At 45.2% G+C, this 12,697-nt stretch carries 10 protein-coding genes; 9 read left to right on the forward strand and 1 reads right to left on the reverse strand.

Annotated elements, in window-relative coordinates:
* Positions 1-6: 6 nt before the first annotated feature.
* From M3180_RS11245 to M3180_RS11260, 4 genes are all read left to right on the forward strand, one after another.
* Positions 7-678: a vWA domain-containing protein gene (locus M3180_RS11245; protein ID WP_251667557.1), complete on the forward strand. Its 672-nt coding sequence runs from the start codon at positions 7-9 to the stop codon at positions 676-678.
* 21 nt (positions 679-699) lie between these two features.
* Positions 700-1,461, forward strand: a complete 762-nt coding sequence (locus M3180_RS11250) for a PP2C family serine/threonine-protein phosphatase (protein ID WP_251667558.1) — start codon at positions 700-702, stop codon at positions 1,459-1,461.
* Positions 1,462-1,564: 103 nt separating this feature from the next.
* Positions 1,565-2,509, forward strand: a complete 945-nt coding sequence (locus M3180_RS11255; protein WP_251667559.1) for a serine hydrolase domain-containing protein — start codon at positions 1,565-1,567, stop codon at positions 2,507-2,509.
* A gap of 151 nt (positions 2,510-2,660) precedes the next feature.
* Complete coding sequence (locus M3180_RS11260) at positions 2,661-3,839, forward strand: MFS transporter (protein ID WP_251667560.1); 1,179 nt, start codon at positions 2,661-2,663, stop codon at positions 3,837-3,839.
* Between the two features lie 326 nt (positions 3,840-4,165).
* Here the strand turns inward: M3180_RS11260 and M3180_RS11265 are convergent, their stop codons facing one another.
* Positions 4,166-4,690 (reverse strand): superoxide dismutase family protein, encoded by a 525-nt coding sequence (locus M3180_RS11265; RefSeq protein ID WP_251667561.1) that lies wholly within the window; start codon positions 4,688-4,690, stop codon positions 4,166-4,168.
* Between the two features lie 287 nt (positions 4,691-4,977).
* Here M3180_RS11265 and M3180_RS11270 point away from each other — a divergent pair, with 287 nt between their 5' ends.
* The 5 genes from M3180_RS11270 (at position 4,978) to M3180_RS11290 (ending at position 12,467) form a co-directional block, all read left to right on the forward strand.
* The gene (locus tag M3180_RS11270) at positions 4,978-6,378 is read left to right on the forward strand and encodes a circularly permuted type 2 ATP-grasp protein (RefSeq protein WP_251667562.1); all 1,401 of its coding nucleotides are present in this window, start codon (positions 4,978-4,980) and stop codon (positions 6,376-6,378) included.
* A 24-nt stretch (positions 6,379-6,402) separates the two neighbouring features.
* Positions 6,403-7,377: an alpha-E domain-containing protein gene (locus M3180_RS11275; RefSeq protein ID WP_251667563.1), complete on the forward strand. Its 975-nt coding sequence runs from the start codon at positions 6,403-6,405 to the stop codon at positions 7,375-7,377.
* Positions 7,374-8,294 (forward strand): transglutaminase family protein, encoded by a 921-nt coding sequence (locus tag M3180_RS11280; protein ID WP_251667564.1) that lies wholly within the window; start codon positions 7,374-7,376, stop codon positions 8,292-8,294. The genes M3180_RS11275 and M3180_RS11280 overlap by 4 nt, the downstream gene beginning before the upstream one ends.
* 185 nt (positions 8,295-8,479) lie before the next feature.
* Complete coding sequence (locus M3180_RS11285) at positions 8,480-9,904, forward strand: amidase (protein ID WP_251667565.1); 1,425 nt, start codon at positions 8,480-8,482, stop codon at positions 9,902-9,904.
* A 1,648-nt stretch (positions 9,905-11,552) separates the two neighbouring features.
* Positions 11,553-12,467 carry an alpha/beta fold hydrolase gene (locus M3180_RS11290; RefSeq protein ID WP_251667566.1) on the forward strand — a complete coding sequence of 305 codons (915 nt, stop codon included), beginning with the start codon at positions 11,553-11,555 and terminating at the stop codon, positions 12,465-12,467.
* Positions 12,468-12,697 lie beyond the last annotated feature (230 nt).

Here is a 12,697-nt window from a genome sequence, read left to right on the forward strand (position 1 = left end):
TTGATAATGGCAAACTTAGAACTTTTTGATCAGGATCTTATTGATAACCCTTCTGCACGTGTCCCTGTATGTCTAGTATTGGATACAAGCGGATCGATGTCTGGTGATAAAATTGATGAGTTGAACCGCGGTGTTCAGCTGTTCTTTAATGAAGTACGTGAAGATGAGATGGCATCTTTATCTGCGGAAATCTCGATTATTACATTTGGTGGAACGGTACAGCAGGTTGTTGAATTTGCCAATATCGAAAATCAAACCGTACCAAACTTAACACCAACGGGCCGTACACCGATGGGCGAGGCAGTAAACCTTGCGCTCGACGTGCTCGAGGCACGCAAAAAGACATACGCTTCCCTGGGCGTTGACTACTATCAGCCTTGGCTAGTGCTAATGACAGACGGCGCACCAACCGATGATATTACGGGTGCGGCACGTCGCACATCTGAGCTGATTCAAAACAATAAGCTAACGATTTTCCCAATCGGAATTGGTGCAGAGGCGCATATGCCAACCCTTCAGCAATTTTCACCAAAGCTGCCGCCAGTTAAATTGAAGGGGCTTAACTTTAACGAATTCTTCTTATGGCTTAGCCAAAGTATTACGATGAAATCTCAATCCACACCTGGTGAGGATGTAAAGGCATTGCCAATTAACCCGTGGGCAGATCTTACCCTTTAGATAGATCGGAGTGATTACAGATTGCAAACTTTTGAATGGAAGGCTGCTTCGGCGTATGTGATTGGACGCTCTCATGAAAAGGAGCAAACGTTATGCCAGGATCGGACGTATACGTTGCAGGAGAATGGGATTCAAGTGATTGCGCTGGCAGATGGAGCGGGATCTGCAAAGCTTTCACATCTCGGTGCTGAAGCTGTCGTACGTACCGTTAGTCATCATGTGCTGAAGCAGTTTAGCTCTTACAAGGAGATGGATTCCACAGCTGCTGCTGAGCAGCTGCTAGACGTCATAATGCAAGAGCTGCAGCAGCTTGCAGAGCAATTAGACTGCGAGAAGCAAGAGCTTGCATCGACTCTATTATTTGTAGCCTCAGACGGAAAAAGCTACGTTTCAGGTCATCTTGGAGATGGCTTGATCGCTGAGCTAAACGAGGGATTATCGATTCATAGTCACCCTGACAACGGTGAATATGCTAACTCGACCTACTTTACAACGAGCAAGGATGCACTCGTTCGTCTTCGTATTCGATCAGGAGAGTGTGAGCAGGTAGGTGCATACTTTCTAATGTCAGATGGCACAAGCTCGTCTATGTATCGTAAGGCGGATGATTTTCTATCACCAGCACTTGCAACGGTTGCGAGCTGGCTAGAGGAGCATGACGAGGAAACGGTAAATGATGCATTGCTGCAAAATTTGAATAAATCAATACGGATGAAAACCTTCGATGATTGCAGCTTAGCGGTTATGACGAAGGTTGTATGCAGTAATCAGAGTGATGACTAGCTAAAGCTGCTATTGTGCAGCATAATATAGGGGATATGTGGTGTTAAACGCATATCCCCTATTGTTATGTATAACAATAATAAGCATAAAGGACGGATATGAGGTGAGAGTTGAAGGGATGAATAAGGATGAGATCAGGAAGCATTTACATAGCAATCATGTGTCCAACTTTATTATAGAGCATCACAATAAGATTGTGTTCCAATATGAACAACAGGAGCAAGCCTCTGAGCAGCTGCTTCCTATTAATTCTTGTACAAAGAGTATCGTCTCATCGCTTTACTGTATCGGATTATCTGAAGGCTGGCTGCCTAGCATACATACCCCTATCGTAGAGTGGTTTCCTGAGCTAAAGCATAGCAGTGATGAGCGCAAGCTTCGCATTACCGCAGAGCATGTCTTAACGCTAACGGCTGGCTTCAGCTGGAATGAGTTTGGAGGAAGCAATAACTTCCCGCGTATGACGCGAACGGATAAGTGGCTTAAGTATACACTCGATCAGCCGCTTACCGCTGAGCCAGGGACAAGCTGGAGCTATAATTCTGGCATCTCTCAGCTTTTATCCGCGATCATTACACGAGCGAGCGGAAGGAGCTTGGCTGAGCTTGCTGAGGAGAAGCTGTTTCAGCCGTTAGGCATAGAGGAATACCGCTGGAAGCAGGATCCTGAAGGATACTATACAGGTGGTTATGGCATGGAGCTGACAGCCATGGACATGTTGAAATTCGGACGCTTATTTCTCCAGCAAGGCAGCTGGGAAGATAAGCAGATCATTCCTGCAGAGCTTTGCAAGCAAGCGACATCTCCCTATATTCAAGTCGAAGCACCTGAGCACGGATATTATGGCTGGCATTGGTGGTGCGATGAGCAGGATGGTCTGCCATTCTTCTATGCTCGCGGCTATGGCGGTCAATTTATTATTGTCGTTCCGAGCAGCGAGGCTGTCATTGTATCTACACGAAACCAAAAATACAAAGCCCGTTCACCGCTTGAGCTTTTCCGTGAGCTGGTATGCCCGTATCTTAAGCGTTCGCTTAATAATAACTAGAGCAGCGGCATCATATAATGGGTAGAAAACCGATAGAATCCAACGTATCATCGTAAACATATGTAGTATCAGCAATAGGATCTGAAGCATATTTGCCGTATGAATCGAAGCAATAGATAACTTTCGAGATGAGTAGAAGGAGGCTGGAGAATTGAGCCAGCAGCAACGTTCGTATCGATTGATGACGGCAAATTTGTTTAGTGGTGCGCTGCTCGTGCTATCGGCACTATATTTTACTGTACCAATCATCCAAGTATTAAGTCAGGAGTTTAGTGTGTCGACTAGTTCTGCAGCGTGGGCAGGAACAGCCTTCTCCGCCTTTTTTGCGATAGGCTGCTTAATTTACGGTCCATTATCGACTCGTCTCGGTCGAAAACGTGTTATGGTGGCGGGCTTAATCGGCTTGGCCCTAGCTACGGGGCTAACCTTTTTCACAGATTCCTTTGCTATGCTGCTGCTTCTTCGCTGCCTACAGGGTGCTACTGCCTCGACGTTTTCTCCTGTTGCTTTAACGTATGCGGGTGAGATGTTTCCACCTTCTAAGAGAGTAACGGTGATTGGATTTATAAGTACTGGATTTTTAATGTCCGGTATCTTTGGGCAAGTGTCTGCTAGTGTATTAACCTATTGGAGTGGCTGGGAAAGCTTATTTTTAGTGTTTGGTTGCTTATATGCATTACTGGCTCTATGCTTTGTCATGTTTTTACCTGAGGCACCCAAGGCATCCGTTCGAGCACAGCAGAAAGCAACTGGTTCACTATTGAGCAATCGAAGCTTATTGCTTTGCTACGTCGTAACGATTACCGTGCTGTTATGCTTTGTCGGAACATATAGCGCGCTCGAGTTTCATCTCAGCGAGCCGCCGTTTTCTCTCCAGTTTTCTGAAATTGTTACGATAAGAGCGGTAGGGATTGTTGGGATGCTGCTCTGTCCTTTTGCAGGAAGGCTATGCAGACGCTTCGGAATGCCAGCCATTCTGCGGACAGGACTCGCAACTAGTGTGCTGAGCTTAATACTGCTAGGCTCTGTGAAGCAGGAGCTTGCATATGCGGTTGTAAGTGTATTTTTTGTTTCAGGCATTGCACTCATCGTTCCATCATTAATCGCTCTAATTGGTGAGCTAGGCGGCAGTAAACGAGCACTCGCAACATCGCTGTATACCTTTATCTTGTTTATTGGCGCATCCCTTGGCCCCATTACAGCAATCGCTGTAATTGAACAAGAGTGGAGCCTATCGGTGTACCATATATTTGCCGGCTTATTTCTCATTAGTTTACTTTGCTCCTTATTCGTCAGACAGCCAGAAGCGGCAACGAGTGGTCAACGATAATCGGCGAGAGTTGTTACTCAATGAGACGATACAACTGACACGATAACAACAAAAGGGATATTCTTGGGGCGTTACGTACGCTCAAGAATATCCCTTTATTTTTGCTGCACGTGATCAAAGTGGACTTTTTGAATTACCGATTCCAATAAGGGATCAAAAAGTCCAGCTTTCAGCACCAAGAAGGTTGAATAAAGCTAGGGATCTGAGGAGCGGAACGTACGTAGTTGGTACGTGAGCACCGTAAGGCCCGGCTGAATTCAAGATTCGAAGCCGAATAAGCTTACATTATTACCTCGTGATCAAAGTTGGATCTTTTTTGATTTACCTTACTTTGCAGAACTGATGACTCCGCATGCAATGCGCGCCCCAGCATTCCCCGCAGGATTACTCACATAATCATCGGCATCTGCATGAATAACTAGTGCAGAGCCTTGCTTATTACGAAGTGAGTTTTTCTTACCCTTCTTGAGCGTTACCTCGCCAGTACTTATCGTAACATCAACCGATCCATCCTCAGAAACAACGATGTTCGGCAGATCTCCATTATGAAAGCCCTTCGGATTGTTGAAGCCATGCTGCTTGCCCTTCGGGTTAAAATGCTCACCAGCAGTTTTGAAATCAGGTGGCTCGCATAGGCCCTTCTCATGAATATGAATCGCATGCTCGCCTGGCGGCAGCTGCTTTGCTTGAACGTGAATATTAACCTCTTTGCCTTCTTGGATAAATGTAGCCTGACCAATCGTATTGCCACTTGCGTCAATGATTGGAATAGACAGAGGTTTTTCTGCTGCATAGCTCATTGGTGCCAGTAGAAATACCATCAGCACACAGCTAATGATTACTTTTTTCATTGTGTCCTCCTAGATGGGTTCATTGATATGAAAATAGCTTGCTCACCTTACCCTATAAATATACTAATGATGAACAAGTGAAGAATAAGATAAGCAGGGTTAACACATACTTATTGCTGGTACAAGTCAGGTAAAAATAGTTAAAAGCTAAAATGTGCTTAGATATAATGTCCAGGCTCTCAAATCGAATTTGTAAACACTAATATTGCAGGAGGTGGGTCAACATAGCAACAGCCAAGAAAACAAAGGCATCATTTCTATACGATAGCAGGTCTTTTTATGATGAGATGTTCGATCCAAGTGGAAGTATTCGCCCACAATATGCATCGATCCATGCTCAATTCGCAACGATGAGTCCTGCACTTCAATCCATTCGTCAGCAAGCCTTGAAGCAGCGTATGATCGAGGAAGGGATTACATTTACCCTTTATCAATCGGATCAAGCAGAGAAAGCTTTAGAGAGAACGATCCCATTTGACTATATACCACGTGCGATTGCAGCAGAGGAATGGGAAATTGTTGACAGAGGCCTACGTCAACGTGTACAAGCACTTAATGCATTTTTACATGACATCTACCACCAACAGCAAATTATTCAGGATGGCATTATTCCGAGAAGAATGATCGTATCCAATATTTATTTTCGCCCTGAAATGATGTCCCTCGATGTCCCGGGAGGGGTATACATTACAACCTCAGGCATTGATCTTATACGTGACGAACACGGACAATATTTTGTGCTGGAGGATAATTTACGATCGCCTTCAGGATTTTCGTACTTATTTAGAGGCAGAGCATTAATGAGAGAGCTGTTCCACGATCTATATCTTCAAAGCTCTGTGATGGATGTTGAGCGCAGCATCAATGCTTTTTTAAGCTCACTGCGAAGCATTGCACCCAATGGCAAGAAGGATCCCGTTATCGCGCTGCTTACGCCCGGGGCATATAATTCGGCATATTTTGAACATACGTTTTTAGCGCAGCAGATGGGGATATACCTCGTAGAAGGAAGAGACTTGCTGTACAAGGATCACAAGATCTATATTCGTGAACTGAACGGTCTCCGCCAGGTTGATGTCATATACCGCAGAATAGATGATGAATTTCTAGACCCGCTTGCCTTTAATCCGCAATCATTGCTTGGAATACCGGGTGTAATGAACGCCTATCGAGCAGGTAATATCGCAATAGCGAATGCGCCTGGTACTGGAGTTGCTGATGATAAGGCGATCTACGCTTATGTGCCTGATATGATTCGTTATTACTTGCACGAGGAGCCGATACTAAGTAATGTTCCAACCTACATCCTTGATAGAAAGGATGACTATGAGTATGTAATGGAGCATTTGCGAGAATTAGTAGTGAAGGAAACATCACTGTCGGGTGGCTATGGGATGCTAATTGGGCCGTCGGCGACAGAACGGGAGCTGGCTGAATTTGCTAAAGCTATTCAAGCAAATCCAACCCGTTATATTGCACAGAAAACGATGAAGCTATCAACTGCGCCTATAATGCACGAAGGAACCATGACACCTCGTCATATTGATCTGCGAGGCTTTGTCCTTAAAGGCACTGATAACCATGTTATACCTGGTGGATTAACGAGAGTCGCATTAGTTGAAGGCTCGCTTGTTGTCAATTCCTCACAGGGAGGCGGGGTAAAGGATACGTGGGTGCTAAAAAAATAAGCAATAATGAAATGGGGGATGCGAATGCTTAATCGTACCGCTGAAGCTTTATTTTGGATTGGGAGATATATGGAGCGTGCAGAAAACCATGCCCGATTGATTGATGTCTACTACCATATACAGCAGGATGAATTCATTAATCATTATGATTATGAAGAGAATCAGCAGGATGATAAGTGGAAACGTATTGTAGAAGCAATAGGAAGCAGAGCAGCCTTCGAGCAAAGGTATACAAATTATACTGAGCAAACGGTACTGCGTTATATTACGCTTGACCAGGATAATACAAACTCACTTGTGTCCTGTGTTAGCCATGCGCGCAATAATTTGCGTATGCTGCGTGATCAAGCACCAGCCGAGCTGTGGGAGGTACTAAACAGCTTCTATCTTTGGTTAATGGAGCAAAGCGAAGAAGGTTTTTATAAGGAAACACCGCATCAATTTTTATCTCAAATTAAGCAATGGTGTCATATGTTTTACGGATGCGCTACTTCAGTGATGACTAGACAGAATGAGTGGTATTTTATGGAGTGCGGCAGATATTTGGAGCGTGCAGAGAACACGCTGCGCATTCTTCGTACGGTACAGCCGATGAAAGCAGCAAGCTCAAGTCAATCCTATCCCTATCTGCAAGGTATTCTTCAGTCGATGAGTGGACATCAGGTTTACAGGCGTATTTATGCTGATCGAGTGTCCGCTGAACCGATATGGGAATTTGTTATATTTAATCCGATTTTTCCGCGATCTGTACACTATGCCTTTCGTCAGCTTATTCAGCAAATTCGAAGTCTAGAATTGACGGATCAGCCGTTAAAGCTCGCTCATGATCGAATTGTAAAGCAGATTAGCAAGCTAATTGCTGAGCTTGATTGTATTGAGAGCTCCGAGCTTGATCATGAGAGTAAGGATGAATTAACGTTGCGACTACTTAATTCGTGCTCATGGATTGGTGGCGAGATCGGAAAAAGCTTTTTTCTTGCCGGAGTGGTTAGCGTATGAAGCTAAAGATCAGCCACAGCACTACCTATCACTACGCGCAGGAAGTCATGGACAGTGTCAATGAAATAAGGCTTACGCCTGTTACGAATGAACGGCAGTCCTGCTATAATCATAGTCTTTCCATCGAGCCCAATGTTCCGATGTTTACCTATGACGATAGCTTCGGCAATCGTGTTCATGCTTTCTCCATCAATCAACCACATCAAATGCTTACAATCAAATCAACCATGCTTGTCGTGACGACGGAGTCATTCACTATGGACGATAAGAAAAAGCTCAGTACGCTTAAACCAAGTGTAGCGTGGGAATATCTTGCCTCGGAGGAGCTTATTAATCGCTTTATTGAATTTCTATTGCCAACCGCCTATACGGAAATTACTGAAGAGATTAAGCAGCTGGTGGATAATATTCCGCAACTAACCTTGTGGGAAGCCAAACAAGGAAGTGTTGGGGTGCCTGCTTCCTCAGTGTACGCTTGGCTTGATGCGCTGAGCAGCTATATCCGTACTCACTATATCTATGATCCTGAGGCAACGACCGTAAGAACGAAGGCGTATGAGCTTATCTCGAAGCAACGCGGAGTATGTCAGGATTTTGCACATTTAATGATTGCTGTTTGCAGAGCGAAGGGGATACCTGCGCGTTATGTAAGTGGTTATCATTTTGTAGGTGATCTTCACGGCGGTGCCGCAGATTTTGAGCAGGCTTCTCACGCATGGGTTGAAGCGTATGTGCCAGATCTAGGCTGGTGCTCGTTCGATCCGACGAATGAGGCAGAGTTCGATGATCGCTACGTAAAGCTAGGGCATGGACGGGATTATCAGGATGTTGTGCCAGTGAAGGGCGTATATCGCGGAACTAGTGAGCAGCAGCTCATCGTGTCGGTAGATGTGCAAAGGCTGACAGGTGAAGCATGAGCATGAACCAAGCTGATCATGAGCCGAGATGAGCTTTGAGTAGAGGTTGAGGCAAGGTACAAATTGAGCTTAGAGGCTTCGTGCTTCTAAGCTCTTAATTTTTCAGATCAGGTGAAAACATGTATAGAAAAAAAGTGGACACGTAGTATAGTAGTAGTAGAGAAATGGGTTAAGGAGGAAGAAGGTTGAAGCAAATATTAGATATGGATGCAACGGAGCTTTCTACTCGAATTAAAAATGGGGAAATTACATCACTTCAAGCAACACTTACATACATAGAGCATTTGAAGGCTGCGAATGAACGGATTAATTGCGTCACCGTTGATCGATATGAGGCTGCAAGGCAGGAGGCGATACGTGCAGATCTTCAGCTGCAAAACGGTGAACCAACAGGGAGGCTTCATGGTGTCCCCATTAGTATGAAGGATTGCTTCAATGTCGCGGGAATGGCTACGACCTCAGGCTTAATTCATCGTGCACAAATGATTGAGACAGAGGATGCTGCAGTCGTTAAGCGTTTGAAGCAGGAAGGGGCAATCATTGTAGCTAAAACGAATACCCCAGCGCTTTGCTTCTGTGAGGAAACGGACAATAAGCTGCATGGACGCACGAATAATCCATGGGATCTGAATCGTTCCGCAGGCGGCTCTAGCGGTGGAGAAGGAGCGTTGATGGCAGTGGGCGGCGCTGCTGTTGGTCTTGGCGCGGATATCGGAGGCTCGATCCGTTTTCCAAGCCATTACAATGGCATCGTAGGCTTTAAGTCAGCGAATAGTCAGGTTGATGATACAGGAAACTTTCCACCGGTCACCATTCCTGAACAGCGGAGAATGCTTGGGATCGGTGCAATGGGCAAATCCGTAAGAGATGCTCAGTTCATCCATGAAATCTTAACTGATGGTAAGCGTAAATTTGTTGATTTGGATCGTTACGAGATCGTCATACCAGGCAAGCAGCCTGATATTCCACTTGGTCCTGATACAGAAGAGCTGCTCGAGCAAATACGCGGCAAAATTGGGGAAGACTATCGTGTAGTAGATGAGCTCCCACCGCATTTTCATGAATCCGCGTTGTATTGGCAGGAGCTAATGAGTATTAATGGAGCCAAGCATGTTCAGCAGCTTATGAGCGAAGGCGGTACAAAAAGTCCGCTTACTGAGTATGTGAAGGAGAAGTTAACTGGCCGCTCTGACTTTCATTCCTACCTGTCCTGGGCTTTACTTGGCGCAGGCTTATTCAAGCCCTCTGAGGAACGACTACAGCAAATTCGTGTCGCACTACAGCAAGGTGATCAGGAGCTTGAACAATATTTTGAGGGTAAAATACTGATTTTGCCTATCTATCATGAAGCGGCACAGAAGCATGGGAAGCAATACAGCGAGATTTTCTCTATCCGTAAAACCTTCAAAAAGTACATGCCCTACATTGCCTATGCCAATGTTTGGGGATTACCTGCATTAACACTTCCGATCGGGACGGATAAACAGGGAATGCCGATTGGTGTTCAGCTTATATCCGCAGCAGGCCACGAGGACGCACTGTTTCAATTCGGTGAGTGGGTGGAGGATGTGATATACAGCTACAAGCGTTGCAAAACCTACGACATTTAGAGGTAGCTCAAAAGTCCAGCTTTGATGACGATGTATCGCGCTGTAGCTTATTCGACGTCGAATATGGGATCGCTAGCGAAAACTGTGGTGCTCGCGTACCAACTAACGTACGCTGCGCTCCTCGTTTTCTACTATCGTCCCATCTTCTTGGTCCTGAAAGCCGAACTTTTGAGCTTTCATTGGAAGGGTTATTTAAAATATTCGACTTTGATGACGATGTAGCTTCATGGAAGTTGATTCGACGTCGAATCTGGGGTTCAACCGAAAACTGCGGTGCTCACGTACCAATACCGTACGCTGTGCTCCTTATTTTCTAGTTTCTCCCCATCTTCTTGGTCCTGAAAGCCGAGCATTTTAAATTTCAAATTGAAGAGAGGTAGCTCAAAAGTACGACTTTGATTACGAAGTAACGCGCTGTAGCTTATTCGGCTTCGAATATGGGATCGCTAGCGAAAACTGTGGTGCTCGCGTACCAACTAACGTACGCTGCGCTCCTCGTTTTCTACTATCGTCCCATCTTCTTGGTCCTGAAAGCCGAACTTTTAAGCTCTCATTGAAAAAGGGGATGCTCAAAAGTCCAGCTTTGATGACGATGCATCGCGCTGTAGTTGATTCGACGTCGAATATGAGGTTCAACCGAAAGGCTTTGCTTTCGAAGCGTGTTTTCTATGAAAACACTGTAGGTGCTCACGTACCAACTAACGTTCAATCCCCTTGGTACACTAACAACAACTGCAGCGAAGCTTACCATCTCTAAAGCGACCTCCTGACGAAGGAAGGTCCGAGCGTAGAGAAGGTTAAGCGTAGCGCTGAGAAGGTAAGCTGAGCGCTGAGGTTCGATAACTATCGAAGAAACGCCCCAAAGGTTTGATCAAGTAAAAGGCTACAGCGAAGCTTACCATCTCTAAAGCGACCTCCTGACGAAGGAAGGTTCGAGCGTAGAGATGGTTAAGCGTAGCGCTGAGCGTGGATAACAATCGAAGGAACGCCCCAAAGGTTTGATCTAGTAAAAGAGCTACAGCGAAGCTAACCATCTCTAAAGCGACCTCCTGACGAAGGAAGGTTCGAGCGTAGAGAAGGTAAGCGTAGCGCTGAGGTTAGATAACTATTGATGAAACGCCCCAAAGGTTTGATCTAATAAAAGACTACAGCGAAGCTAACCATCTCTAAAGCGACCTCCTGACGAAGGAAGGTTCGAGCGTATAGAAGGTTAAGCGTAGCGCTGAGGTTAGATAACTATCGAAGGAACGCCCCAAAGGTTTGATCTAATAAAAGGCTACAGCGAAGCTAACCATCTCTAAAGCGACCTCCTGACGAAGGAAGGTCCGAGCGTAGAGAAGGTTAAGCGGAGCGATGAGCGTGGATAACACTCGAAGGAACGCCCCAAAGGCTTGATCAAGTAAAAGGCTACAGCGAAGCTTACCATCTCTAAAGCGACCTCCTGACGAAGGAAGGTTCGAGCGTAGAGATGGTTAAGCGTAGCGCTGAATATGGAGAATTATCGAAGAAACGCCCCAAAGGTTTGATCAAGTAAAAGAGCTACAGCGAAGCTAACCATCTCTAAAGCGATCTCCTGACGAAGGAAGGTTCGAGCGTAGAGATGGTTAAGCTGAGCGCTGAAAAATGTGTAAAGGATAAGGTATAGTCGATGGATGTCTTTTTGGAGAGTGGATACCGAGAGCAATATAACATGCATTATGACGAGAGCTTAGCTTTGTTTCAATGTCCTTATATCGATCAGTACCTGCATACTTCCTTTGGCAAAACCTATGTGCTGCAATTTGGCAATAGCAATAACCCTCCACTAGTGCTGCTGCACGGCATGACGATGAGCTCCGTTATGTGGTATCCAAACGTTAAAGCATGGAGTGAGCATTACTGCGTCTATGCTATCGATATTATCGGCGATATTGGAAAAAGCGAAGCCAACGAGATCATTATGCAAAAGGAAGAAGCTGTAGCATGGCTGAAGGAAACGGTTGATGCACTTGGTTTGGATCAATTTTACCTAGCAGGACATTCCATCGGAGGCTACATCGCACTGCGATTCACGATGGCTTACGAGGAACGTGTCAAAAAGCTTGCATTATTTGCGCCTGCTGCTGCCTTTCACCGCTTGCATTGGAGGTTTTTCTATTATTCCTTTCCGGGCTTGCTCTTTCAAACGGAGAAGTGGGTGGATCGAGCATTTCGCGGATTGTCAGCAGAAGGTCTGCCTTTTGCACCGGGCTATAGAGAGTTTATGCTAGCAGGCTATCATCATGCGCTCCCCCGATTAAGATTGTATCCGCTGAAAATCGAGCCAGAGGAGCTAGCCACGCTCAAGCTGCCCATCCTACTTATGATCGGTGAACACGAGGTGCTTTATCCCGCTCATAAAGCAATGGAGTATGCTCAGACCAATGTTCCGAATATCACCTGCATCCTTGTACACGATGCCAATCATACACTAACGATTGAGCAGCCACAGATCATTAATGAGCAAGTATTAAGCTTCTTACATTCGGAAATAAGCAGGAATTCGGAAAGAAGCGGAGCTGAGGATGAATCCTCCGATAAATAAGATTGAGTTGATATAGCAAGTGACAGATAAGTACGTACGAAAAGGTTATTAATATTACCGTAAAATAAGGGAGAATCTCTAGGCAAGACATCCATCGCGAGATCATCTCCCTTTTTAATTTATTCAAATTGCGATTGACAATAAATGTACGGTCTACTATTATATTTTATGAAAACGATTGCACAAACTTCCGTGTGATACATATGAAACTCCTTAGAACATGCCGCTAA

Source organism: Paenibacillus camelliae, from assembly GCF_023715345.1.
In the GTDB taxonomy this organism is placed as follows: domain Bacteria; phylum Bacillota; class Bacilli; order Paenibacillales; family Paenibacillaceae; genus Pristimantibacillus; species Pristimantibacillus camelliae.

Excerpts from the sequence above, each read along its gene's own strand:
- M3180_RS11270 (WP_251667562.1), top strand. The coding sequence starts at position 4,978 with ATGTTCGATCCAAGTGGAAGTATTCGCCCACAATATGCATCGATCCAT.
- M3180_RS11245 (WP_251667557.1), top strand. The coding sequence starts at position 7 with ATGGCAAACTTAGAACTTTTTGATCAGGATCTTATTGATAACCCTTCT.
- M3180_RS11275 (WP_251667563.1), top strand. The coding sequence starts at position 6,403 with ATGCTTAATCGTACCGCTGAAGCTTTATTTTGGATTGGGAGATATATG.
- M3180_RS11280 (WP_251667564.1), top strand. The coding sequence starts at position 7,374 with ATGAAGCTAAAGATCAGCCACAGCACTACCTATCACTACGCGCAGGAA.
- M3180_RS11265 (WP_251667561.1), bottom strand. The coding sequence starts at position 4,690 with ATGAAAAAAGTAATCATTAGCTGTGTGCTGATGGTATTTCTACTGGCA.
- M3180_RS11290 (WP_251667566.1), top strand. The coding sequence starts at position 11,553 with ATGGATGTCTTTTTGGAGAGTGGATACCGAGAGCAATATAACATGCAT.